This window comes from Pseudoalteromonas sp. H71, from assembly GCF_001468485.1.
Lineage (GTDB): Bacteria > Pseudomonadota > Gammaproteobacteria > Enterobacterales > Alteromonadaceae > Pseudoalteromonas.
The window spans coordinates 105,778-129,541 of the sequence record NZ_LODI01000013.1; the positions used below are offsets into that span (position 1 = coordinate 105,778).

At 40.1% G+C, this 23,764-nt stretch carries 23 protein-coding genes and 1 riboswitch; of the genes, 13 read left to right on the forward strand and 10 right to left on the reverse strand.

What is annotated here, in order from left to right; translation table 11 throughout:
* Window positions 1-10: 10 nt before the first annotated feature.
* Window positions 11-496: a peptide-methionine (S)-S-oxide reductase gene (locus ATS71_RS07985; RefSeq protein WP_058404473.1), complete on the forward strand. Its 486-nt coding sequence runs from the start codon at window positions 11-13 to the stop codon at window positions 494-496.
* Window positions 497-635: 139 nt separating this feature from the next.
* Here the strand turns inward: ATS71_RS07985 and ATS71_RS07990 are convergent, their stop codons facing one another.
* The 4 genes from ATS71_RS07990 to ATS71_RS08005 form a co-directional block, all read right to left on the reverse strand.
* On the reverse strand, window positions 636-1,187 hold the full coding sequence (locus ATS71_RS07990) for a DUF4136 domain-containing protein (RefSeq protein WP_058404474.1): 552 nt from the start codon (window positions 1,185-1,187) through the stop codon (window positions 636-638).
* 136 nt (window positions 1,188-1,323) lie between these two features.
* The gene (locus ATS71_RS07995) at window positions 1,324-4,098 is read right to left on the reverse strand and encodes a hypothetical protein (protein ID WP_058404342.1); all 2,775 of its coding nucleotides are present in this window, start codon (window positions 4,096-4,098) and stop codon (window positions 1,324-1,326) included.
* Entirely contained in the window at window positions 4,095-4,643 is a 549-nt protein-coding gene (locus tag ATS71_RS08000; protein WP_058404343.1) for a condensin complex protein MksE, read from the reverse strand. The genes ATS71_RS07995 and ATS71_RS08000 overlap by 4 nt, the downstream gene beginning before the upstream one ends.
* A gap of 5 nt (window positions 4,644-4,648) precedes the next feature.
* Window positions 4,649-5,935, reverse strand: a complete 1,287-nt coding sequence (locus ATS71_RS08005) for a hypothetical protein (RefSeq protein WP_058404344.1) — start codon at window positions 5,933-5,935, stop codon at window positions 4,649-4,651.
* Window positions 5,936-6,154: 219 nt separating this feature from the next.
* Between ATS71_RS08005 and nhaD the strand changes: the two genes are divergently transcribed.
* Both nhaD and lysC read left to right on the forward strand, forming a co-directional pair.
* Window positions 6,155-7,402 carry a sodium:proton antiporter NhaD gene (gene nhaD / locus ATS71_RS08010; protein ID WP_058404345.1) on the forward strand — a complete coding sequence of 416 codons (1,248 nt, stop codon included), beginning with the start codon at window positions 6,155-6,157 and terminating at the stop codon, window positions 7,400-7,402.
* Between the two features lie 110 nt (window positions 7,403-7,512).
* A riboswitch (Lysine riboswitch) is annotated at window positions 7,513-7,685 on the forward strand.
* A 75-nt stretch (window positions 7,686-7,760) separates the two neighbouring features.
* Complete coding sequence (gene lysC, locus ATS71_RS08015; protein WP_058404346.1) at window positions 7,761-9,140, forward strand: lysine-sensitive aspartokinase 3; 1,380 nt, start codon at window positions 7,761-7,763, stop codon at window positions 9,138-9,140.
* Here the strand turns inward: lysC and ATS71_RS08020 are convergent.
* Window positions 9,137-9,886, reverse strand: coding sequence for a 4'-phosphopantetheinyl transferase family protein (locus tag ATS71_RS08020; protein ID WP_058404347.1), 750 nt, complete (start codon window positions 9,884-9,886; stop codon window positions 9,137-9,139). The genes lysC and ATS71_RS08020 overlap by 4 nt on opposite strands.
* 140 nt (window positions 9,887-10,026) lie before the next feature.
* Here ATS71_RS08020 and ATS71_RS08025 point away from each other — a divergent pair, with 140 nt between their 5' ends.
* Window positions 10,027-11,349, forward strand: a complete 1,323-nt coding sequence (locus tag ATS71_RS08025; RefSeq protein ID WP_058404348.1) for a sodium-dependent transporter — start codon at window positions 10,027-10,029, stop codon at window positions 11,347-11,349.
* 4 nt (window positions 11,350-11,353) lie between these two features.
* On the opposite strand, the gene ATS71_RS08030 is transcribed toward ATS71_RS08025, so the two are convergent.
* From ATS71_RS08030 to ATS71_RS08040, 3 genes are all read right to left on the reverse strand, one after another.
* Window positions 11,354-12,028, reverse strand: a complete 675-nt coding sequence (locus ATS71_RS08030) for an NYN domain-containing protein (protein WP_058404349.1) — start codon at window positions 12,026-12,028, stop codon at window positions 11,354-11,356.
* 104 nt (window positions 12,029-12,132) lie between these two features.
* Window positions 12,133-13,119 carry a 2-hydroxyacid dehydrogenase gene (locus tag ATS71_RS08035; protein ID WP_058404350.1) on the reverse strand — a complete coding sequence of 329 codons (987 nt, stop codon included), beginning with the start codon at window positions 13,117-13,119 and terminating at the stop codon, window positions 12,133-12,135.
* A gap of 73 nt (window positions 13,120-13,192) precedes the next feature.
* Window positions 13,193-13,714: a glutathione peroxidase gene (locus ATS71_RS08040; RefSeq protein ID WP_058404351.1), complete on the reverse strand. Its 522-nt coding sequence runs from the start codon at window positions 13,712-13,714 to the stop codon at window positions 13,193-13,195.
* A gap of 121 nt (window positions 13,715-13,835) precedes the next feature.
* Here ATS71_RS08040 and ATS71_RS08045 point away from each other — a divergent pair, with 121 nt between their 5' ends.
* On the forward strand, window positions 13,836-14,717 hold the full coding sequence (locus ATS71_RS08045; protein ID WP_058404352.1) for an NAD(P)-dependent oxidoreductase: 882 nt from the start codon (window positions 13,836-13,838) through the stop codon (window positions 14,715-14,717).
* A gap of 612 nt (window positions 14,718-15,329) precedes the next feature.
* On the opposite strand, the gene sbcB is transcribed toward ATS71_RS08045, so the two are convergent.
* Window positions 15,330-16,775 carry an exodeoxyribonuclease I gene (sbcB, locus tag ATS71_RS08050; protein ID WP_058404353.1) on the reverse strand — a complete coding sequence of 482 codons (1,446 nt, stop codon included), beginning with the start codon at window positions 16,773-16,775 and terminating at the stop codon, window positions 15,330-15,332.
* Between the two features lie 203 nt (window positions 16,776-16,978).
* On the opposite strand from sbcB, the gene ATS71_RS08055 reads away from it, so the two are divergent.
* The 4 genes from ATS71_RS08055 to ATS71_RS08070 all read left to right on the forward strand — a co-directional run bounded on the left by ATS71_RS08055 (window position 16,979) and on the right by ATS71_RS08070 (window position 19,777).
* Complete coding sequence (locus ATS71_RS08055; protein WP_058404354.1) at window positions 16,979-17,791, forward strand: alpha/beta fold hydrolase; 813 nt, start codon at window positions 16,979-16,981, stop codon at window positions 17,789-17,791.
* Window positions 17,792-17,976: 185 nt separating this feature from the next.
* A complete protein-coding gene (locus tag ATS71_RS08060) occupies window positions 17,977-18,381 on the forward strand; it encodes a hypothetical protein (protein ID WP_058404355.1) in 405 nt (134 codons plus the stop codon).
* A 314-nt stretch (window positions 18,382-18,695) separates the two neighbouring features.
* Entirely contained in the window at window positions 18,696-19,103 is a 408-nt protein-coding gene (locus ATS71_RS08065) for a hypothetical protein (RefSeq protein ID WP_058404356.1), read from the forward strand.
* Between the two features lie 146 nt (window positions 19,104-19,249).
* The gene (locus ATS71_RS08070) at window positions 19,250-19,777 is read left to right on the forward strand and encodes a M23 family metallopeptidase (RefSeq protein WP_058404357.1); all 528 of its coding nucleotides are present in this window, start codon (window positions 19,250-19,252) and stop codon (window positions 19,775-19,777) included.
* A gap of 33 nt (window positions 19,778-19,810) precedes the next feature.
* Here ATS71_RS08070 and ATS71_RS08075 read toward each other — a convergent pair whose 3' ends face one another.
* Entirely contained in the window at window positions 19,811-20,758 is a 948-nt protein-coding gene (locus ATS71_RS08075; protein WP_058404358.1) for a sodium-dependent bicarbonate transport family permease, read from the reverse strand.
* Between the two features lie 114 nt (window positions 20,759-20,872).
* Between ATS71_RS08075 and ATS71_RS08080 the strand changes: the two genes are divergently transcribed.
* From ATS71_RS08080 to ATS71_RS08095, 4 genes are all read left to right on the forward strand, one after another.
* Window positions 20,873-21,814, forward strand: coding sequence for a LysR family transcriptional regulator (locus ATS71_RS08080; protein WP_058404359.1), 942 nt, complete (start codon window positions 20,873-20,875; stop codon window positions 21,812-21,814).
* A gap of 1 nt (window position 21,815) precedes the next feature.
* Window positions 21,816-22,493 (forward strand): Crp/Fnr family transcriptional regulator, encoded by a 678-nt coding sequence (locus ATS71_RS08085; protein WP_082653606.1) that lies wholly within the window; start codon window positions 21,816-21,818, stop codon window positions 22,491-22,493.
* 307 nt (window positions 22,494-22,800) lie between these two features.
* Window positions 22,801-23,130 (forward strand): hypothetical protein, encoded by a 330-nt coding sequence (locus tag ATS71_RS08090; RefSeq protein WP_235591443.1) that lies wholly within the window; start codon window positions 22,801-22,803, stop codon window positions 23,128-23,130.
* 121 nt (window positions 23,131-23,251) lie between these two features.
* Complete coding sequence (locus tag ATS71_RS08095) at window positions 23,252-23,755, forward strand: Mpo1 family 2-hydroxy fatty acid dioxygenase (RefSeq protein ID WP_058404361.1); 504 nt, start codon at window positions 23,252-23,254, stop codon at window positions 23,753-23,755.
* The last annotated feature ends 9 nt before the right edge of the window (window positions 23,756-23,764 follow it).

Consider the following 23,764-nt stretch of genomic DNA (forward strand, 5'->3'; position numbering starts at 1 on the left):
AGATAAAACGATGACACTTCAGCAACACAATACACTTTATTTTGCCGGCGGCTGCTTATGGGGCGTGCAAGAGTTTATGAAGCATTTACCGGGCGTTATAACAACCGAAGCAGGGCGTGCTAATGGCGCAAGTAATAGCACACAAGGGGCATACGATGGCTATACTGAGTGTGTAAAAGTAATGTTTGACTCAAGTGTTTCACTCAATCAACTGTTTGACTATTTTTTTGAAATTATTGACCCTTACAGTGTTAATAAGCAAGGGGTAGATGAAGGCCCTAAATACCGTACAGGCATTTACAGCAAAAACCAAAATCATCTAGATGCAGCAAGCAATTATATAAATAAGCGCAGCGATGCCGAAAAAATTGTAGTAGAGGTAGAGCAGTTAACTAATTACGTTCCAAGCGATCCAGAGCATCAAGACCGTTTAACTAATCACCCCGATGATTATTGCCATATACCGCTTGAGTTATTGCATAAGTATAAATTGTAAATTTAACGCGGTGTTTTTGTAGACATGCAGCTTGCTAACGTGATGAGCGCTGCTCGTAATTACTTTAGTTTGTAAGCCCAAAAATTAACACCCACAAAAAGCTCACGTAATGTGAGCTTTTTAAAAACTAACTTTAAGATTAATGCTGCTTTTGCGGCGGGAAGTTGCTTAAAATATTTGCGACTGTTTTTTTAATTGACGCTTCGCGTTGCTCTGGCGATTGTTTTTTCTTTAAACGGCCTTCTTTAGCACCGCGCCAAATTAATTGATTAGATGCGCTGTCTACAATATCGATAACCAATGTACCCACTTCGTATTCACGCGCATTTGTATCACGTTGAAAACCAGTACCCCAGTAACCCCAACGGTTACTGTAACCCGTGTTAAACGTATCTACTTCTAATTCTTTATCTACCGATGCATGGTAGTTAACTAGTACGTCAGCTTGAGCTGGGTCTACTAATGTCATACCAAGCGTGTTTGTAAGCTCATTATTTACCGCAGTACGCACACGTTTTTCCATTAAGCCATTAATTTGATAATTTGTGGTGTCTTTAGTTAAGCTCGCGTTTTCTACCCACGCAAATGTTTTAAAATTACTAAAGTTAGCTGATTTATCGTAATCCCAATCTGGGGTTTGAGTACAGGCAGTAAGTAGTGCTAGTGCTGCAACAATAAGTATATTTTTCATTACGTTTGCTCCAATAAAATGCATTACCTTAAAATAACACACCTTATATAAATGTGTATTATTAAAAGGTTCTAAAAATTAGTTTAGTGTGATGAATATGAATGACTAATTAATGTTAATTCGTTACTCAAAAAAGTTAATGTTCTACTTCTATCCAATCTTTTTCATCTACCCAGTTTTGTGCGCCATCTTTTACTGAACGAATCGGCACAATGTAGTCACAACTTATTTGTGGCTTAACCGAGGCAAATATAGGCACAAAGCCAAAGCTCAGTGCGGTTTCTATAATTGCTTTTTGGTTTTGCGGGTCAATGTCGGCCGCTTCATCAATATAAATAGGTATACGGTACAGGTTTTGTTCCTGATCGCTTAATAAGTAACGAATAAACAACATGCCACACAATAACTTAATAGTAATACGTGTGCCATTTGAGCCGGCTGAGTCTATTTTTTCAAAGTGTTCGGTTTCGCCTGCGCGGTTTACCACTTCAAAACGAATATCAAATAAATCAGTTAAGGTGAGGCCTGCTTTGTCTGAAGCAAGTTTTATTAAATGATCTTTTGCTTCGTTTACTGCGCTTTCGCTGTAAGGTTCTTGGCTTAGTAAATCAAGCGTGTCGCCTTGCTCAAACTGATGCGAGGTGCTGATAATGGTATCAATACTATCAACCAGCATTTTGCGAGGTATTACGTTAATTTTAAACGCTTGCAGGTTTGAAATGCGGTGCTGGCTAATGCCTTTATTAAAGCTATTCATCTCGCGGCGAAGGCGATCTAAATCTTCCCGCAAGCCTTTAATTGTTGCTGCCACTTCGGTAAGCGCTACGCGTCCTTGGCGCTCAACGGCATCGCGTTCGTTATCAAGGTTGTGAAATGCGCTAATTAGTTTTTGGTACTTAGTAAATTCGTCGTTTTCGTTATCGAACTTAGTAATGCCTGCGTTATATACATGCAAATAGGTATTACGCACGTTTATGTCAAAATTGCGCAGCTCTTGGCAGTCTTTATTAAAGTGATGTACTAGGTCGCTTAAGTTATCAAAGTCGACTGTTATATCAATCATGTATGGGGTTACTTTACCGCTGTATAAATCGAGAGTGTGATCAATTCGCTCGCTTTTAACTTGGCGTAGGCGCTCGGTTTGGCGATTAATTTGCTCTTGCTTTGATTTAATTAACGAGCGTCTGTCTGCAATTGAGCCACTATTTTTTTGAATGTCTTGCAGGTAGTCGTCGACTTGTTCGCGCTCTGCTAATAATTGCTCTTTTAGCATGGCTTGCGCTTCAACCGACTGCTGCATTACCTCAAATTGCTCTAAGCGTTTTAGGGCGCTCTCTGCGCTCATTAGCTCATCGTAGAGTGCGTCTTTTTCTTTTTGTTTATCTGCAACATTAGCAGCCACTTCGCGCTGTTGTTTAAACTCTTTTAAGGCGTGTTCAAGTGCACTCAACTGCGCTGTTAATTGTTCTTTGTTTTCGCCGCTTTGCATGTGTACTGGCGAGAGTTTTTTAAGTTTAATACTTGCACCTGGCAAAGTAAGCACACCGCCTTTAACGTTTTCACTTAATAGCGATAAAAAATCCCCAAAGGCGTCTTCATCGTCAATGGTTATATCGCCATTACTGGTGGTTGCAAACGAGAGAAGATCGGGGTTTAAAATGCGCGATATTTCTTCTACTTCTTTAAGTGATAGGTCTTCGCGCATACGGGTAAACAAATTAAACTCAAGGTTTTTAAGCTGCAGTTTTAAACTTTTGATTTGTTTTTGCGTTTCGCTAATGCGGTAATCAAGGGTGTGCAGGCTTTGGCCTTGAGCGCTGGTTATAGAGTGCGAAAGCGACTCGTAATCGTGCTTAAGCTGGCCAAGGCTGGTTTTAAGGGTGGCTTTATTTACCAGTTCAAACTCGCTTTTAAGGGCGCTGTAATCTAAAAACCATTGCTCAATTTGAGTTTGTTTGCGTTCTATATCGCGCGATTGCTGTACGTATAGGCTTTGCTTTTGTTCAAACTCGTGTTTTTCGTGTTCTATGTCTTCAAGTGCAACACCGAGTTCATTTAGTTGATCTTCTTGATAGGTATCAAAGTCTATCAATGCTTGATCAATTTTAGGTGCGTAGGCTGCTAACTTACCTTTAAGTACGGTTTGATTTTCAAGCATTGATTCAAGCGCACTTATTGGCTCTTGCATTGATTCAAGGGCTTTTAATTCGCGTTTAGCGCGGTTTACTTTATCAAACGAGCGACGCCATACTTCGTAAAAATCGACCTTAGAGTTAGACATATGGCGTTCAAACACACGCAGCATAAAGCGTTTAACATCGCTTGCGCCTAATTTGTGTAAGTTAAGAATACGCCTAAAAATTTCTTTATAAATAGCTGAGTCTTGCACATTATTAAGCGGGATCATTTTTAAATTAATGTCGCCGTCAAAGGGTGTTGCGCCGCCGGTAAGTAGGGCGTTTAGCTCTTGTGCTTTTAGTTCTATAGGGTTGTAATTAAGCGACTTTAAATGATTAAACAGCTTGGTAAACTTAATTATAGTATTACCTTGTGTGTACTGCGCTAAATCAAGCTTACCCTGATAACAAAAGTACTGATGCGCGTAACCGGCTATTTTACCAAGGCCCGCTACACCAATAACTACCGAGCCATGAGGGAGGTTAGCTTCTAGTAAAATGTACGACTGATCCGATGAAAAATAAAACTTACGGGTTTCATCTAAATCGTGCCCGTCCCATTCGGTAAGGCGTAAATCGTTGATAAGCGGAAATTGCAGGGCGTTAATAACCGAGCTTTTACCGGTATTGTTTGGCGCACAAATAGAGCTGCTTTTATCAAGCGGGATCACACACTTTGCATAACCTGCGGTATTAAGTAGGGCGAGTTTACTCAGTCCGTATAAGTTTTTCATTCCTCGTCCTCCGTAATGTAGGTTTCTTCGTTTACTTCCATTAATGCATCAATGTAGCGGTGAATTGGCGCTTGTAGCATAAAGCCGCCTTCTACTTCGCGGGCGAGGCCTAAACGTACCATGCGCAGGTAAACGTCTTTACGTAAATCTGAGCCCGAAAATATCTCCAGCTGATCAAACAAGTGCTTGTTAATTTGCACTAGTGTTTGCATCAGTTCTAAATCGTTTACTTCATCAAACAGGGCGCGCATTGGGTCTTTACCCGTGTTGGCGTAGTGTTCAATTAAAATGTAAATAGTAAGCGCAACAGCACGGGATATTTTCCCCATGTTTGGTGTACTTTCGTCGCTGGCAAAATAGTAAAAGCCACGGCTATCGTGTTTTAGGTCATGACCTAATGCGGTAAATAGTGCGCTGTAAGATTCAATGTGTTGGTCAAGCTCTTGCCACATTACGTTGTCTTGTTCACAAATGTGGTAACCCGCCGTTAATTTTTTATTTATTGCTTGCAGGTGAGTTAGTTCGTCTAGGTTTATATGTGTCATGGTAATTACTTATCTGCCTTAGTATTAGGCTGAACGGCTAAATCTGGTGCCTGAGAATTAAATGGATAAAGTGAAAAGTGCTGTCCGGCAATTTTAACACGCGCTTTTTCATCGCTTTGGCTAATGTTAATGTCGTTATCGCTGATTAGTTTTTGATATAAAAATAGCATTTCGTCGGCGTCTAGCTCGGGATAGCTTTCATCTAAAAATTGCAGCAATGGCTGAGGCTTTTTACGTTTTTTGTTAAAGCGTTTTGCAAAGCTTGTTTTTACATCGTTGTAGTCAGGTATGTTAGGCGTTATAAAAGCCGGTACGTCTTGTTGCTCTGGGAGCTGGTATTCTTCGTGTTCAAATTCCACCAAGCTTGCCATATAGGCAACTATGTGGCGCTGCTGGCCAAGCGAATAGCGCTGAGAGTCGCTCACAAAATTTGGCTGTACAGCACTTAGCATATTGTCTACGCCATTTTTACGTACAAGGCCGAGCACTTTTGCTGCCTGGCGAGTAACTAAATTATTACGGCGCAGCTCTTCGCGCAGTGGCATGAGCATATCGGCGCTTTTACGTAAGCTTTCACGCCCTATTAGGTGCATTTCGAGTATGCGAGTTCGTAATTGCTCTAGCATGCGTTTGTCGGTATATGCTTTACCTGAGCGCTCAATGTATTCTATTTGCTTACTAATTTGCTGCTCTATTATTGTAAAGCAGGCATGAAAATCGCCCCTAATATCGACCATTTCAAGCATTGGCTCTATGTATTCGTCAAAGGCTTCTATTACTGCCTTGTAGCGTTTTTGCAGCGATTGCACGCCATGGTCAGATTTAGCGTGCTCTACTATATTTAATATGGCGTTTTCGTTGTGTGAAAAAAGCTTCATTATTTTACGTACCCGATCATCCATAATGCGGCTGTAGCGGCGTAAATCGTCAAAGTCTTCAACGTTTCCTGCGTTATCTAATTTATTACCTAAGCGGGCTAAATCATCAACTAATACGCTAATTTCTTGTGCTAAACCTAAGTGCTCTTCTTGCAGTAAAAAAGTTGCAAAGTCAGCAATGGCACGGTTAATTTCAAGCTGCGACGATTTAGCGAGTGGAATTAAAATATCTTGATTGAGCAAGCGATTGGTTTCTTTGTATATGCGCTCGTTTGACCACGTGGGCTGTTTTTGTTTTATGGCATTTTGCACGTCTTTTAGGCTAAAGTCGGCCATTTTAAAACGTTTAAATAATAACTCTAAAACCCCCCAATGTTCGCTAAGGGTATTTAGTCGCTTTTTAGCTGGGATCATAAGGCGTTACAACATCCTAGTAATTTATTATTGAGAATTTAGAAGCGTCTCATTATTACGTATTCTAATTAATCTAGCCTGTATATAGTATTCGTTTTTAAGACTATTTAATAATAGTTTTTGCATAGCCGCAGTGCTAACATTCGCGCCGAAAATAGGCACGTTGAGAGGGACTTTACGTGTGTTCTTTAAAACAATATCAAAGGTTATTTAATACCCATGGTTTCCACGATTATTCTAACCCTGATAGCGATCGGATTCTTATTGATCGTTATAGAAGATATCATCCATGTAAATAAAGCTAAAACCACGCTTTTTTTTGGCACGCTTTGCTGGATCCTCCTGTTTATTTTCCCCCTGCATGGGCAAAGCCCAGAGCAAGTGCAAGAACTCCTTAACGAAAATATTTTAGAGATAGCATCGCTGTGGTTGTTTTTAATGGCCGCCATGACCTTTGTTGCTTATTTAAACTCAAAAGGGTTTATCGAAAATATTGTGCACAGAGTGATGCCAACAAGTATTAGCGAACGCAAGCTGATGTTCTTGGTTGGGGTATTTGCATTTTTGTTTTCGTCGGTTTCAGACAACGTAACAGCCACGTTAATATCGCTCGCGGTGGTTATGTCGTTAAAACTGCCGCCTAAAAAACTCATAAAATATGCCACGCTCATTGTATTTGGTGTTAACTCCGGCGGTGTATCGTTAATTACCGGTGACGTTACCACCTTAATGATATTTTTAGATGGAAAAGTAACCATTGCTAACTTATTACTGCTTATTGCACCTGCATTTATCAGTGTTATGTTGTTAGCGGCAATGTTAAGTATTGGCATGAAAGGGGAAGTGACCTTTTCTAAGTCAGGGAAAAAACGCATAGAAAAAACCGATATCACTATTGCAGTTATTTTTGTATCTACAGTTATCAGCATACTCGCGTTGAGTGTTATTTACAGTGTACCGCCTTTATTAACTTTCTTATGTGGTTTATCAATTATGTTTTTAGTGGCGCAATTTTTAATGCGCAAAAAAGACATAAACAAAAATATTATCGACTACGTACGCGACATAGAATACGACACCTTACTGTTTTTCGTTGGGGTTTTATTATTGGTAGGCGCATTAAAAGAGATAGGCATGCTAAGTAAGTTTACCGATCTATATACGGTTATGGCTCCACAGTACGCTAACTACTTAATGGGTATTTTATCGGCTGGGGTAGATAACGTGCCGCTTACCGCTGCTTTACTAAAAGCCAATATAGTAATGAGTCAGCAAGATTGGTTGTCGTTTACTTATGCAACCGGTGTTGGCGGGTCAATGCTTATTATTGGATCGGCTGCGGGTATTATTGCCATGAGTAAAGTAAAAGAGCTAACTTTTATGAGTTACTTACGTTTATCGCTGTATTTGTTAGTAAGTTATACCGTTGGCTACGCGGGCGCGTATTACATGGGCGGATTTGTTTAAGTTTTGCTTAAGTAACCGCATTAAAACGCTTGACAGCTAGACGGCTAAACGTTAACTTTCAAACCCCGCTTAAAAGTGGGGTTTTGTTTTATTAGCCATTGGTTAATACAACATTCAGAAGAGGTGCGATACTTAGGTATTTAATGGTAGGTGACGAACGCCCATAACCATTAAAGAGGGAAGTACTCGCCGAGAAAACCAACGTTACGTCGATGTTGTTTTTCGGTTTATGGGGCTGAATCCTCAAAACTGTCACCAATCTAGGTGGAGAGCTTCTGGCAGTGGATTTACCTTCAAGCATTCACTTGCCAAGTTCTTCTTGTTTTATCGCGGTTTGGATACCGCAAAAGGAGACTAAATGACTACCCAATCAGTGCCGCAAACAGTATCGGGCGTTAAATCAGATTATATCGTTGCCAAGTTTGGTGGAACCAGTGTGGCTAATTTTGATGCGATGAATCGTTGTAGCGAAATTATTGTTGCCGACAAAAGTGTTCGTATTGTTGCTGTGAGCGCCAGTGCCGGCGTGACTAACCACTTAGTTGCACTGTGTAAAAGTGATATTACTAGCGAACAACGCCAAGAAAATATTGACGGTGTACTTGCTATTCAACAAGCCATTTTAGATGAATTATCACTTGATGCCGATTTAGCCGTAGGCTTTAACGAAACATTAAAAGCATTTCAAGCACTCGCTCAGCAACAACTGACTACTGCACAACAACACGATGAACTGTTGAGCTTTGGTGAACGTTTATCGTCGTATTTATTTGCGCAAGTGCTGCGTTTAAAAGGCTTAAATGCCGATCGTTTTGATGTACGCCAAGTCCTTAAAACAGACAGCCAGTTTGGAAAAGCAACACCCAATGTAAGCGCAACAGCACAAGCTGCAAAAGAATATTTAATTCCTCTATTAGATGAACAAGTTATTGTAACGCAAGGTTTTGTTGGTAGTGACGAATTTGGTCAAACAACAACCCTTGGCCGTGGTGGGTCTGACTACAGTGCCGCTTTACTTGCAGAGGCAATAAACGCTAAAAGTGTACATATTTGGACGGATGTAGTGGGGATTTTTAGCACCGACCCGCGTTTATGTGTAAAAGCGTCGCCTATTGCCCGTTTGAGCTTTGATGAAGCCGCTGAAATGGCTACCTTTGGGGCTAAGGTATTGCACCCAGCGACCATTTTGCCAGCCAGTCGTAGTCATATTAATGTATTTGTTGGTTCAAGCCGCGAACCTGAACGCGGTGGTACGTGGATAGAGCGTGAAAAATCGCAGCAACCAGGTATACGCGCTGTAACGCAACGTAAAAACCAAATTTTGCTCACACTTAAAAGCCCTGAAATGTTACTGGCTAGCGGCTTTTTAGCCCGTGTATTTACTATTTTAAGCGAGTTTAATATATCGGTTGATTTAGTAACCACCTCTGAGATCAGTGTGGCAATAACGCTTGATAACGCGCCTAACGCATCACGCCCAGAGCTCGACCAAGCGTGTTTAGATAAGCTTGCTGAATTTTGCCATGTATCGGTTGAGAACAACTTAACGCTGGTGGCGCTTATTGGTTCAGAAATTCAACTTCGCCAACACGAAATGAACTTAATGCAGGTATTAAGCGACTTTAATATTCGATTAATTTGTCACGGTGCAAGTAAGCACAACTTGTGCTTTTTAGTTGAGCAAAGTGAATCTGATAACGTGGTACAGGCAATCCATAGCCGGTTATTAGAGGCTTAAATAGTAAGCAACTGATCGGTTAATAAAAAGCATCGCCAGTCGGTGCTTTTTTTATGCACTAAGGTTAAATCAAAAGCTTCTGTTTGCGTGCTAACAACTTGGCTGTTTGAAGCAAGGTTTGCTACCTCAAGTTCGGTAAACACATTGGGACTAAGTAATTTCGCAATAGGGCGGCTAGTTGCTTTAGCTAATGATTCTTTCAATGTCCATATTCTAAAAAAGGTGTTGGCCTGGCTTTGCGTATTAGGTTGCGACGTGATTAACGTCACTTCGTCTGAGTGGTAAAAATGTTTGGCTAGTTTTTCAAATGGGCGCGTTAGGCTTATTTTTTCAAGGTCGAAGCCAAAAGTGTTATTTTTTGAATTTAAAGCAACCCCAACAAAACCATGAGAATGCGATATGCACGTATTAATAACGCACTCGTTAATATGTAACTCTAACTTAGCCGAAGTGTGGTTAAAGTTTGTAGTAATTGTGTTTAGCGCCACATTTGCAAATTCAGGGAAGGCGGTTTTCACAAGCATTTTTAAAAGTAAGCGGCTTGCTAAATATTCTTGTTTAGCTGTTGGGTTTTTACGGCGATTAATAACGCTTAATTCAAACTCGCTAAGTAAACGAGGTAAGTCGTAATCAGCTACATTAAGTGTATTGGCGTTAAATAACAAAACGGTATTTGCGCTTTGGGGTAAATTGGCAAAATTAGTTGGCGTTATAGTTAATGCGTTATTAAAAAAATGTGCGGTCATATAGGCCCATAAATAAGAAAGTCGTTGTTATTGTGAGCAATTAACGCGACTAATAAAGCCTGAATACAATTTTATTACTCAGCCGGCATTAAATATGGTTTAATTCACAACAATCAAAATAATAACAGATTTGTAGATGTATGGCACAAATGCGTGATGGGTTTCAAAGCCGACTTGGTTTTGTTTTAGCCGCTGCTGGCGCGGCAGTGGGTTTGGGTAATATTTGGGGGTTTCCTACACAAGCTGCTAACCATGGCGGTGGTGCGTTTTTACTCGTCTATTTTCTGGTCATCTTTTTGTTGGCACTTCCGGCGCTTTATACTGAGCTTTATTTAGGCCATAACGCACAAGCAAACCCGGTAAAAGCACTGGGTGACGCGTGGCAAGATAGTAATCGTAAAATAGGTGCAGCTGCGGGCTATATTGGCCTTGCGGGTGCCGTAGTGATGCTGAGCTTTTATTCAATTGTGGCAGGCTGGATGTTGTCGTACGCAATTGAGCCTGTGACAACCTTTGTTGGTTTACACAGTGTGAGCGAATTTTTGCACAGTGACTCAGTCGCGCGTAATTTTGTGTTTACACCATTAATGCTTATTTTAACGGCCTGCATTATTTTAAAAGGGGTTAAATCGGGTATTGAAACGTGGTCGCGCCGACTCATGCCAATGCTATTAGTGTTACTTGTGGCGCTTATTGCCTACATAGCCACTTTGGATGGTGCAAGCGAAGGCTTTGCAGCCTATTTAATGCCTAATTTTAGCCAAATACTCGATCCAAATTTAATTATAGCGGCTATGGGGCAAGCATTTTTTTCGCTCTCGTTGGGTGTGGGTTGTATGATGATTTACGGCTCGTATTTACAACCTGATGCTAATTTACCAAAGCTCACTGCAAGTGTTGCATTACTTGACACGAGCGTTGCGTTTTTAGCTGGCTTACTCATTATTCCGGCTATTTATGTTGCACAACATAACGGCGTTGAGGTATTTAGTGGCGGTAAATTAATTGGTGAAGGACAGCTTATATTTGCCATTTTACCAGAGCTATTTAATACCATGGGAGAAATAGGGTTACTGGTTGGTTTATTGTTTTTTGTATTAATGTCGATAGCCTCAGTGACGTCTACTATTTCATCAACTGAAATTCCAGTTGCATTTCTAGTGGAAAACCACAACGTTAACCGCACTAAAGCTACGTGGTTAGTGAGCTTAGTGGTTTTAATATGTGCAAGTGCAATTATATTAAACTTCGATTGGTTATTTGGTTTAGTTATTATGCTGTTTACGCAATATCAGCTCCCGCTGATGGGGTTGTTTTACTTCATAACGGTTGGTTGGATGTTCAAACGGGGTAATAAGTTACACCAAGCTAGCACGGGCGCGCATTTTTGGTTTGCCCAGTATATCCGCTTTGTATGCCCAATATTAATGACCTTGGTATTTGCAAACGTCGCCTTTGGTTAATAACTTAATGCAATGAGACTAAAAAGCCTCCGTCGGGGGCTTTTTGCATTTTAAAATGCTGGTCGTGATGCTTAAAATATTGATACAACTTATTTACGCCAAGCTGCTTTTTTGTAATGTTGAATATTCGATGGAGGTAGGTACCCACATCCACTGTTTCGGAGAGTCCAGTTTTTGCGTGTTGTGTGTTTTCAACGGCTTCTTTTACAAGTGCTAAATGGTAAGTATCAGCAGAGGCAATACTTTTACTTTTTACTTTAGGTATTGTATTTTTTTTACCTAAAATATAAAAGTCATCAAAATAGTGTTTAGCACTGGCTGTATTATTACCAAACCCGATTACCTTTTTACCATTTCGTCTTAAAAAGTGTACTAAAGCCGCAAAGTCAGAATCAGAAGAGGCGATTGCAAAAGTGTCAATCGGGGAGACATACAAAGACTCCATAACCCCAACAGTTAACGCAATATCGGCCGCATTACTTTTAGCTTTTACGAGTTTTTCTTGGTACACCATTTCTATTGCATGACGCGAACAAATATTTACCCAAGGTTTTAGTTGTACTGCTCCAAAGTTGCCGTACGCTTTTTTAACCTCAATATGTTCAAACTTAGCCATTATTTGATCTATAAATTTATGGCTTATATTTTCTGCATCTATGAATAACGCTGTTTTTTCCATTTAAACACCTGCTAAAAGCCATCAAATTTAATTAATAGATACCATCGCGCAGCATATTTTGGCAAGTGTAAATGGCTATAAATGTTAAATAACCTGAGTTCAGGTTAATTATTAAAAACTGCGTTGCTTAGCGGTTTATTTAGTTCTACCTCAAGGGCATTGGTAATAGTAGTGTTTGCTATTTCGGTGAGTGCTTCTTGAGTAAAAAAGCCCTGATGCCCGGTGATCAGCACATTTTTAAAACCGACTAAACGAGAAAATATATCGTCTTGGTTAATTTCGTCGCTGTGGTTTTTAAAAAACAGTTCGGATTCTTGTTCGTAAACATCAAGCCCTAAGTAGCCAAGCCTTTGTGTTTTAAGTGCTTGTATGCACGCTTTACTGTTTAATAATGCCCCGCGTGAAGTGTTGATAAGCATAACGCCAGGCTTCATTTTATCAAAAGCACGCTCATCGATTAAGTGATGTGTTTGCTCGTTGAGTGGGCAATGCAGTGAAATAATATCGCTTTGGGTTAGTAACGTGTTTAGGTCGGTAATGGTGTAGTTACCCGGCATTGCATTTGGGTCGCATACCAACACCTTTGCGCCAAACCCATTGAGTATATTACAAAGCGCTAAGCCAATTTTTCCGCACCCAATAATACCCACTGTTTTGTTGTGTAAGTTAAAACCAAGTAACCCGTTTAAATCAAAGTTGTCTTCGCGCACGCGGTTGTAGGCTTTGTGTGTTTTTCGACTCAGTGTAAGCATAAGCGCAATACAGTGTTCAGCAACGGCCTCGGGGCTATATGCAGGTACACGTAATACATTGATGTTATGTGCTTTGGCCGCACCTAAATCAACATTATTAAAACCGGCACAGCGCAGTAGTATGGTCTTTACACCTTGTGCTGCCAATAGTTTTATAACCTCAGCGTTAACCGTATCGTTTACAAACACACATACTGCATTGAAGTTGTTTGCTAAAACCGCAGTTTGCTCGTTAAGCGATTGATCAAAATAGGTCATTGCTAAGCTACTATGAGGTGCAATACTGTGTTCAAAAAAAGGTTTTTCATACTTTTGCGCGCTAAAAAAAGCAATGTTCATGATGAGGCTCCAGCAATTTGGTGCGTTTAAAATAGTGAATCTGCTTAAATTAAACTACGTTACTGCCATGTGCTCAAGTAGCGATTGCTTTTTTATTATTTAATTTAGCTGCTTGCAGCAGGTTTGTTTCAATAACGTGTTTGAGTGTGTCGGGCTTTGTACGCGGTGCATAACGAGCAACTAGTTGCCCTTGTGAGTTAATTAAAAATTTTGTGAAATTCCATTTAACTGCCCGGTTTTGTGAAATACCGCGTGTATGGCATTTTAAATAGCCAAATAAAGGGTGGGCGTCTGGGCCATTGACCATGACTTTGCCAAATACTTCAAACGATACGCCAAACTGCATTTGGTAAAAATCTTTTATAGCTAAATTATCAAGCGGTTCGTTCTGTCCAAACTGATTACATGGGAATGCAAGTACCGTAAAGCCACGGTGCTTGTACTCTTGGTAAAGCTTTTCGAGGGCATTTAATTGCATTGAAAAACTACATTTACTGGCCGTATTGACAATGAGTACGGTTTTGCCTTTTAACTGGCTTAAAGAAAAATTATCACTGTTATAAAGTGGTGCATTAAATTGATAAATACTATCCATAGGTTACCTACTTAATTTCCAATGGGTGGAAATTTTACAAAGACTTTCATTCGCTTTTTTGTTGGTCGGTTGACATAATCGGGACCTAGTTTCTAAGTTAGCAGTTAAATAGGTCATTTTTATGTCAATGAGAGTCGCATTTATAGGTTTAGGCGTAATGGGTTACCCCATGGCGGGGCATTTAGCCAATAAAGGTCATAACGTATGTGTATTTAATCGAACACAATCCAAGGCGCAAAGTTGGACTGAACAATACAAAGGAAGCTTTGCACACACCCCACGCGAAGCGGCTCAAGGCGCTGATATTGTATTTATGTGTGTTGGTAACGATGATGATTTACGTTCTGTAGTTTATGGCGACGACGGTGTTTTAGCGGGTATGTTGCCGCACACTATATTGGTTGATCACACAACAACCTCTGCGGAAGTGGCCCGAGAAGTGGCTGCAAAAGCGGCGCTGCAAAATATCGACTTTATTGATGCCCCCGTATCTGGCGGCCAAGCTGGCGCTGAAAATGGCATTTTAACGGTCATGGCTGGTGGCAATGAAGCCGTATTTGCAAAAGTACAGCCTGTAATGGCGGCGTTTAGCCGTTTTAGCCAATTGTTAGGCGGCGTAGGCTCAGGCCAGCTTTGTAAAATGGTTAATCAAATTTGTATTGCAGGTGTTGTACAAGGCTTAGCTGAAGGCTTACATTTTGCCAAGCAAGCGGGGCTTGATGGCGAAAAAGTTATTGAAACCATTTCTAAAGGCGCAGCCGGTTCGTGGCAAATGGAAAACCGTTACAAAACAATGTGGGCAGGTGAGTACGAGTTTGGTTTTGCGGTAGATTGGATGCGTAAAGATTTAGGTATTGCGCTTGATGAAGCTAAAAACAATGGCGCAACATTGCCACTGACGGCAACGGTCGATCAATATTACGCCGACGTACAAGCGCTTGGCGGTGGCCGATACGACACATCAAGCTTACTTGCACGAATAGAAGCGCTGCATAAAAAGTAACTCTGTAGACGCGAAGCTTGCTTGCGTAACGGGCATAGCCTGTAAAGTAATTTATTCACAAAGAGGATAAGAGGCGCTGCGCTTTTAGAGGAAGTGATCAGGCAAAGCGATTTTTGGCTTATGTTTTATCATTTACTCCTCATTATCTTCCCTTTGTGGGTTGTGTTTTATTTGAGCAATTAAAAGCTGCGCTTTTCACGTGAGCAAGCTCTACGTCTACCGCGCTAGTGTAGATGAGGGGTTACTTGTAGACGCTAAGCTTGCTTGCGTGACGGGCAAGCCCGTAAACTGATTAATTCACAAAGAGGATATGAGGCGCTGCGCTTTTAGAGGAAGTGATTAGGCAAAGTTATTATTGGCTTATGTTTTATCATTTACTCCTCATTATCTTCTCTTTGAGGATTATGTTTTATTTTAGCAATTAAAAGCTGAGCTTTTCACGTGAGCAAACTCAACGTCTACCGCGAAGGTGTAGATGTGGTTTTACTTGTAGACGCGAAGCTTGCTTGCGTGATGGGCGAAGCCCATAATAATTCAAACAAAAAAACGCGACGCTTTAGTAATTGAAACGTCGCGTTTTTATATGCGCTATACAAATAAACTTAAAGCAAATTACATGCTCTGCGCGTAGTTATAAAGCGCCTTTAAAATGGTGAGGTTCTTTTCGCTGTCGTCGTGCTCATGGGCCAAGTTTTCAAGGGTGATCATAAAATCTTGTGCGCTAATTGAGGGTTGATCTTCCCCGTGCATTAACTTGTTTTGGCAATACTGGCGCCATTGATCAAGCTCTTGCTGGTTTAGTGTTTCCGGCCAGTTTCGTGCACGGTATCTAAACAGTAATGTATTGAACTTTTTATCTTCAAAATCTAAATTTAAGCCTGCTAGTTCATCTGGCTTAGCATCGCGAATAATCGCAAATTTAGCTTTGTCGGCATGGCTTGTAAAGCCATTATAAAGTAAGTAATCAACGTTAGTGGTTGCGCTGTAATCGCCTTGTTCGTTAAACACTTCAGTTACTTTATCACGAAGCTCGGTATTGGCTTTTAAAACAGCTAAATTAGCAAGGCACTGCTCGCGGTCAATTCCTAAACGGGCTGCATTTTCAGGCAATAACGTTTTAGCAGGCGCTAAAATAGGGCACTTATTTAAATGCACCAGCTTTAAACCAACAGGTAAATCGCCTTCGGCTAAATCAACGCGTTTGGTGTATAGTCGTTTACGTAATTCTTCTACGTTTAAATCAAGTAACACTTGCGGGCTTTGGGTTAAATCAAAACAAATAACGGCGTTTTTATTTACCGGATGAAAGCTCATAGGTGCCACCCACGTTGTACACCCTTGCGTTGCAGGAATACGCGATGAGGTATGCACCAGCGGCGTCATGTTAAATACATCCACTAAATCGCCAAGCGCTTTTTTATTACGCAGCCTAAAAAAGAAGTTATACAGCTTTGGTTGTTTTTCTTTTATTAGCTTAGCAAGTGCGATAGTGGCTGTCACATCGCTTAGCGCATCGTGCGCAGCAGCGTGTTCAATACCGTTGGCTACTGTTAAATGTTCTAACTTAAAGCTTGGGCTGCCGTCTTCTTTTAGCGGCCATTCAATGCCCTCAGGGCGTAGCGCATAGCATGCACGTACTAAATCAATAATATCCCAGCGGCTGTTATTGTTTTTATATTCGCGCTCGTACGGGTCGTAAAAGTTACGGTAAAAGCTATAACGGCTTACTTCGTCATCAAACCGAATACTGTTATAACCCGCCACACAGGTATTTGGCGCACTAAATTCAGCATGAATTTTTGCAATAAACTCAGCTTCAACCAAGCCTTTTTTCATCGCCACTTGTGGCGTAATACCGGTAATTAAACACGCCTCAGGGTGGGGCAAGTAATCTGCTTGCGGCTTACAATATTCAATAAGCGGCTCGCCAATTATATTTAAATCAAGATCGGTACGAATACCCGCAAATTGGCTCGGCTTATCTTTTTGAGGGCTTGCCCCCCACGTCTCATAATCGTGCCAGTAAATAGTTGCTTGATTTTGCTCTTGATATGCCATGGTAAAACCCTGAGTAGTTAACCTAAAAACGCCTAAATGCGCGCCAAGTTACTAAATTTATGAATTATTTAGATTATGGCATATGGGCGAGAGAGTTTATAGGTACCTTAATTTAAACTTTAGTAAATTTAACTATTAACGCTGGAAGTCATATTTAATATCGCTTAAGGTAATTTTTAAAATAAACTTACGTAAAAAATAAGATGAGAATACTCTTTACCGCAATCATTTTTTATTCGCTTTTTATCCCACACGTTGTAATGGCCAGTACAGCTAAGGTTCAAATAAATGGCTCTGATGTAGAATACGAATTAGCTGGTAAAGGTAAACATACTATTTTACTTGAAGCGGGCGGCTCTGCTGGTTTAAGTGACTGGGATCCGGTTTTTGAATCACTTACCAAGCACGCGAAAGTTATACGGTATTCTCGTATTGGTAATGGTGGCTCTGCGCAAATAAAGAAAAACTACAGCTCTGAAGAATATGCAGCTGAGGCTGTGTTATTACTTAAAGCACTTAAAGTAGATGAGCCTGTTGTGTATGTTGCGCACTCTTATGGTGCTTATATTGCGCGTGTATTTGCTGCAACATACCCTAATCAGATTAAAGCGTTGATGTTAATTGAGCCTGCATCAGAGCATGATGTAGATATTATGCGCGCGATTGATTTACCACGCGCTGAAAAAGAAATTGCAGCAATAAAGCTTGATGACATGAAAAATGGAATGTCGAATCAGTATTTAGATTTTTGGGCAAAACGCCCGCTACCTGATTATCCGCAAATTGCTGATATACCCGTGACTGTTATCGCCTCAGTTAAAAAGTATAAAAACCCATCTATATTATTTTTTACCGACAAAGCGCGGGAAAGGTGGGGCGACTTACATTCAAAGTGGGCTAATGCATTTCCTCAAGGTGAAATAGTAATAACAAATAAAAGTTATCACTATCCACAAAGTGATGAGCCAGAAATGGTTGTAACCCAGATAGTTAAGTTACTTGAACGCACTCAATAAGTTTAAATTTTTGGTTGTTTTGATAGATGTCAATCTGCGAAATTAATGGTCGGCATTCGACTAAAGTCTATAAGTTAATTATCTTCACTTATTGGTTTTGTTTTTATCGTTTGTCGGTTTGATGGTAATTCTCTAAAGTTCAGTTGTCGGCAACAAGCACGACTTAACCAAACAGGATTATGACCATGAAAACTTTTATCAAAACTATCGCTCTTAGCTCACTACTTACTTGTTCAGCTGCTGCAATGGCTGATCAAAGTGATTACAAATTAATGGTTATTGAAACTGCAACAGCGCCACAGCCACTTGAGCAATCATTTAATAGCTGCGCACTTAATGTTAAGTCTAAAAATTATGCACAAGCTGAAGAAGTTTGTACTAAAGCAATTGCGCTTTTAAAGGATGCAGACGCACCACGTTTTAAAGTACGCCAGCTTACATCATTCGCATTAAGTAACCGTGGTGTAGCGCGTTTAAAATCAAATAACGAAACAGCTGCACTTGCAGACTTTTATGAAGCTAACCAAATGTCTAACAGCACTATGGTATCGCACAACTTAAATCGCGCAAAAGAAGAGCTTTCTTTATAATTTGCTTTAGCAAGCGCCAAATTTAAAAAAAGCCCCAGCTAGGTTTAACCTGCTGGGGCTTTTTTGTATTGGTATCATTATAGTTTTTATTGTTTTAATCCTATTTTTATAACCACAGCGTTATTTTTAGTCATAGTTTATAAAATGTAATTTACTAAATAATCCAGATATTTTTAAGGTTATTAGACTAAAGTCTATAGGTTAATTTTATTCACTTATTGAGTTTGTTTTTATCGTTTGTGAGGTTTGAGCTTTTACTCTAAAGTTCAGTTGTCGGCAACAAGCACGACTCACTTAATTAGGAAAGGCAAACCATGAAACGTACACTTTTAAAAACCATCGCTCTTGGCTCATTATTAACTTGCTCTGCAGCTGTAATGGCTGATTCAAGTGATTACAAATTAATGGTTATTGAAGCGCAAACTGCGCCGCAGCCGCTTGAGCAATCGTTTAACAGCTGCGCACTTAATGTTAAGTCAAAAAACTACGCACAGGCTGAAGCAATTTGTACTAAAGCTATCGCATTGTTAAAAGATGCTGATGCACCTCGATTTAAAGTACGCCAGTTGACTTCATTCGCGTTAAGCAACCGCGGTATAGCGCGTTTAAAAGCGAACAACGAAACAGCTGGTCTTGCTGATTTATACGAAGCTAAATCAATGTCTAATAGCACAATGGTGTCGCATAATTTAACACGTGCTAAAGAAGAGCTTTCTTTATAATAAGTATTACCATAGTGAAAAAGCCGATGTTGGAGTAATCTTGCATCGGCTTTTTTGTGTTTATTGCTTTTTAAAATGCTCATCATCTATTCATAATTGCGGGTTAATAATACGTTTAATTATTTAACTCAAAAATATGCCCTATTTTGAAACCCATAAAAATATTACTGCTCACCTTAGTCATTACTATATTAACCCTAGTACTCGCCGTGTTTGCTTTACCTGAAAAAATCACGAATCCCGTATCAGGGGCAACACCCAACGATTGGAATCATGCTACTTTTTGGTATGAGCCATGGGGTAAGTCGGGGGTTCATAAAGGTATTGATATATTTGGTAAGAAAAATACGCATGTTGTTGCACCCGTTAACGGGCTTGTTGTGTTTAGTGGAGAACTTAAAAGAGGCGGTAAGGTGGTTGTTATACTTGGGGCTAAATGGCGTATTCATTATTTAGCACATTTAAATAGCTACACTGTAAGTAAAGGTGACATTGTAAAGCTAAATGAGAATATTGGCTTACTGGGTAGAACAGGAAATGCAGTCGGTAAGCCACCTCATGTTCATTATTCAATTGTGTCTTTATTTCCATTACCTTGGCTTGCAACAAATGAAAGCCAAGGTTGGAAAAGAATGTTTTATATCAACCCACACACAAAACTGGTTAAGCGTTAATGGGCAGTGGCAAGTCACCGCGCTAAATGTTAGCTATTGAATAGCAACGGCAAGCTGGTGGTAAAGGCCAATACCTACTATTACATTGAACGGAAAAGTAACACCCAGCGAGCTAAGCATGGCAAGGCCTATATCTGCTTTGGGAATAGCGGCTTTTATTGCAGCAGGGGCTGCAATGTATGAGGCACTGGCTACTAAGCTACCCAATATAACCACTGACCCAAGTTCTAATCCTAATAAAGTACCTACACCTACACCTAGTGTGCCCAAACATAACGGTGTAATGATAGCAAAAGTGGCTAATTTCCAATGTTGCCATGGGAAAGGGCGAAGTGTTTGTGCAGCTACTAATCCCATTTCTAGTAAAAATAAGGCAAGGACTACTTTAAAACTGCTTGTTAATAAGCTGGTAACTTGGCTGCCTTGTGATGTGCCGTACATCATGCCAATAATTACACCACCGACCAATAAAATAACACTTTTGTTAGTAAGGGTTTCGTGCCAAAGCGCTTTTAATGAGAGTGTACTTGTTTGGCCTGGGTCTTTATCAAGCTTGCGATAAAGTAATAAGCCAACAATAATAGCGGGAAGCTCTAGCATAACTAAATAGAGTGTTACTTCAGCGCCTACGGCTAAATTTGCAGATTCGGCATACGCTAACGCAACCGCAAAAGTACCGGCACTTACCGAGCCATAATGCGCTGCAATACTGGCGCTATTGGCCACCGATAATTTAATAACGTATTTTAAAATGGGATATAACAGTAGCGGAATAAGTGCGCCTAAAAGCATAACTGTGCCCATTTCTGGTAGTAGCTGCCAACTTAAATTACCATGAAGTACCATGCCGCCTTTTAAACCAATAGTTAGCATGAGTAATAAGCTTAGCGTTTCGTACGTGGCTTTAGGAATGGTTAAATCAGAGCGTAATATTCCTGCTACTAATCCTAAAATAAAAAACATAACAACTATATCAGGCACACCTTTTTCCTTTTAAATATGAAATTAAGTAGCGCTATTGTATTTAAAACTTTGTATAGTAAATAATAAAATAAATACCAGTTAGGTATAGGTAATTATCTATAGGTGGGCGTTGTGGATTTACGACATATTTCATTTAGGTTGCTCGAAGTATTTATGAGCGTAGTAAAAACAGGTTCAATTAGTGAAACCGCGAGGCGCTTGCACTTAACTCAGCCCACTGTTTCGCTGCAAATAAAGCGCTTACAAGAAACCATAGGCGAGCCATTAATACATATGCAGCAACAAAAACTGCATGTAACAGAGGCTGGGTTAGCGCTTTTTAAAACCTGCCAGCAAGTATTTGGGCATTTTGAAGACTACCAAGACTTTTTAACAGAGCTCAATGGCGGAGAGCGCGGTAGGTGTAAAATAGCCATGGTCAACACCGCGCAGTACATTTTGCCCAAATTGTTGGGGCCTTATAGTAATTTGCACCCGCATGTAGAGCTTCCTCTTGAGATAGGCAACCGTGCAGAAGTGCTTGATCGATTTGAGCGAGGTGAAGACGATATTTATGTTTTCAGTCACCCTCCATCGCTTGAACATGCGCAAGCTGCACGTTTTTTACATAATCCGCTTGAGTTTATTGTGCCGGTTAATCACCCTCTTGCCAGTGTAAAGTCAGTAAAGCTTAGGGATTTAATGCAATACCGATTTTTATTACGCGAAAATGGCTCGGCAACACGCATGTTATTTGAAAGCGAGCTACAAAGTCGTGGTTTAGTACTCAGCGATTCGGTACAAATGGCCAGTAATGAAGCAATTAGAGTTGCGGTATCGTCGGGCATGGGAATCGCTGTTTTATCTCGCCACGTGCTTGCAAAAGACGATGCAAACTTTAAGGTATTAACAGTTACCGACACTCATTTGGCAAGCCATTGGTATTTTGTTATGCGAACCGACAGGCATATATCGCATGCGGCGCGAAACTTTTTAAAATTTGCACAGCAGCATTTAGAGCAATATCTTGGCTCAAAGTGGGTGAGAAACGAGTTAGATAAATTACGGATTTAAAATGAGCGCAATAACACAAAAACAAATCGACATTATTGAAAAGGGGCCATGGTTTGCTAGCCGATGTGAGCACTTAAAACAGTTTTTGTTAGCTAATGGCAAATGCGTAAGCCTTAATGCGCATGAGTCATTATTTTTACGTGGTGACCCACACGACGGAATATACGTTGTTTTAAGAGGCATTATGCGAATAAGTGGCGTAAATAGTAATGGAAAAGAGGCCGTATTGAGTTTCATTGATGCGTCACTATGGTTTGGTGAAGTAACATTATTTGATAAAGGCTTAAGAACCCATGACGTTTACGCGCAAACTAATGCAGAGCTATATTTCGTTCCACAACGCTCACTGGAGCAGTTATTAGGTAAACACCCTGAGTATTGGCAGGAGTTTGGTTTACTATTGGCACAAAAATTACGCCTTATGTTTTCTTCAATGGAAGATCATGCATTGCACAGTGCAGAGCAAAAGGTATGTAACAGATTATTAATGCTGGGTGAGCAAACCAATTTTTCAGCGCCATTGGCATTGTCTCAACAACAATTAGCGGATATGACCTATTTAACACGGCAAACCATAAATCAAATACTACAAAAGCTGGTTAAAATAAATGCCATAAGTTTGGGGTATCAGTGCATTACTGTGTTGGATATACGTAAACTACAGGCGCTTGCTAGTTAACTTGAGCGGTGAACAACAAGCCTATAACAAACCGTTTTTTTAGCGCTAACTGCGTTGAATTAAAAATTACTAGCCAGATAAAAACACACCCTAAATAGTTTAACTAGAGTGTTGGATGCCTAGCTTTACCTTACCCAAATACCAAATAGGTCGCTGAAAATTCAACCATAAAAGATCAATAAACCCTAGCTTTAGACTAGTTTATTTGTGCTCTTTGTTGGAACTAAAATTGCTACAAGTAATACTTTGCGGCAATAGATTTAAGCTAGTGATGATAATTCCCCTTATAAATCAACATAGTAGCTATATGAGTGACACTAATACGGCATTAAAAAGTAACCGTGCGGCAATTGATGTCCCTATTCAACAGACCACCAAAGAAGAGAAATCGTTAAATGGGCCAAAGGTTACTAATAACTTTTTACAAAATGCCCAAGAGGCATTGGTATACCAGCGTTTAGGTATCGATAAAGACAAAATAGCCGAGATAAAAGCATTAATAGAAGCGTTATCTGAGCAGTTACAAAAGCAAGGCGCTGACAGTGATTCAATTAATAAAAAAATGGATGAACTACAACAAATGCTTGAACAGGAGTATCAAAAAGGGCGCGAAAGAATGGATAGTCAACCAGAGTAGGAAAAGGGACGTATTATTTCAGCGTTGGTTTAGTTTTGTAAGTGTCGGGTAGGTGACATTGTTGCTACACTTTTATTTGTTATGTTCAGTTTTTAGTTAAAACTTTATAGAGGAATACACAATGCAAACACTTCAGCAACAACTGGGCAAATATGGTTTATACCACCGCTCTAAACGCAATGTTTTAACTCACTTTTTTGGTATTCCGCTTATTGTATTTGCGGTGCTGTGCTTATTAGCGCGTATTCAGTTACCCCTTGGCAGCTTACTTATTGATGGTGCACAGCTTTTTGTTTTTGCAAGCGTGGTGTATTACTTAATGTTAAGTGTGTCGCTTGGCTTAATAATGGGCGTTTTGTTTACTTTATTACTTTTAGCGGCGCAACCAATAGCGGCAATGGCTTTTTGGCCTTGGTTAAGCATTGGCGTGGGGGTATTTGTTTTTGGTTGGGTGCTGCAGTTTATTGGGCATTATTATGAAGGTAAAAAGCCTGCGTTTGTTGATGATTTAATAGGCTTAATTATTGGCCCATTGTACGTAACCGTTGAATTATTATTTTTAATGGGATTTTACAAACAGCTTGAAAACGAAGTAAATGCGATAGCTGGACCAACAAAAGCGTAATAAAGTAAA

Coding starts and splice junctions, on each gene's coding strand:
- nhaD (WP_058404345.1), top strand. CDS start 6,155: ATGGTTTCCACGATTATTCTAACCCTGATAGCGATCGGATTCTTATTG.
- ATS71_RS08040 (WP_058404351.1), bottom strand. CDS start 13,714: ATGGATAGTATTTATCAATTTAATGCACCACTTTATAACAGTGATAAT.
- ATS71_RS08005 (WP_058404344.1), bottom strand. CDS start 5,935: ATGATCCCAGCTAAAAAGCGACTAAATACCCTTAGCGAACATTGGGGG.
- ATS71_RS08025 (WP_058404348.1), top strand. CDS start 10,027: ATGGCACAAATGCGTGATGGGTTTCAAAGCCGACTTGGTTTTGTTTTA.
- ATS71_RS08065 (WP_058404356.1), top strand. CDS start 18,696: ATGAAACGTACACTTTTAAAAACCATCGCTCTTGGCTCATTATTAACT.
- ATS71_RS07990 (WP_058404474.1), bottom strand. CDS start 1,187: ATGAAAAATATACTTATTGTTGCAGCACTAGCACTACTTACTGCCTGT.
- lysC (WP_058404346.1), top strand. CDS start 7,761: ATGACTACCCAATCAGTGCCGCAAACAGTATCGGGCGTTAAATCAGAT.
- ATS71_RS08045 (WP_058404352.1), top strand. CDS start 13,836: ATGTCAATGAGAGTCGCATTTATAGGTTTAGGCGTAATGGGTTACCCC.
- ATS71_RS08000 (WP_058404343.1), bottom strand. CDS start 4,643: ATGACACATATAAACCTAGACGAACTAACTCACCTGCAAGCAATAAAT.
- ATS71_RS07995 (WP_058404342.1), bottom strand. CDS start 4,098: ATGAAAAACTTATACGGACTGAGTAAACTCGCCCTACTTAATACCGCA.
- ATS71_RS08035 (WP_058404350.1), bottom strand. CDS start 13,119: ATGAACATTGCTTTTTTTAGCGCGCAAAAGTATGAAAAACCTTTTTTT.
- ATS71_RS08095 (WP_058404361.1), top strand. CDS start 23,252: ATGCAAACACTTCAGCAACAACTGGGCAAATATGGTTTATACCACCGC.
- ATS71_RS08090 (WP_235591443.1), top strand. CDS start 22,801: ATGAGTGACACTAATACGGCATTAAAAAGTAACCGTGCGGCAATTGAT.
- sbcB (WP_058404353.1), bottom strand. CDS start 16,775: ATGGCATATCAAGAGCAAAATCAAGCAACTATTTACTGGCACGATTAT.
- ATS71_RS08085 (WP_082653606.1), top strand. CDS start 21,816: ATGAGCGCAATAACACAAAAACAAATCGACATTATTGAAAAGGGGCCA.
- ATS71_RS08060 (WP_058404355.1), top strand. CDS start 17,977: ATGAAAACTTTTATCAAAACTATCGCTCTTAGCTCACTACTTACTTGT.
- ATS71_RS08055 (WP_058404354.1), top strand. CDS start 16,979: ATGAGAATACTCTTTACCGCAATCATTTTTTATTCGCTTTTTATCCCA.
- ATS71_RS07985 (WP_058404473.1), top strand. CDS start 11: ATGACACTTCAGCAACACAATACACTTTATTTTGCCGGCGGCTGCTTA.
- ATS71_RS08020 (WP_058404347.1), bottom strand. CDS start 9,886: ATGACCGCACATTTTTTTAATAACGCATTAACTATAACGCCAACTAAT.
- ATS71_RS08030 (WP_058404349.1), bottom strand. CDS start 12,028: ATGGAAAAAACAGCGTTATTCATAGATGCAGAAAATATAAGCCATAAA.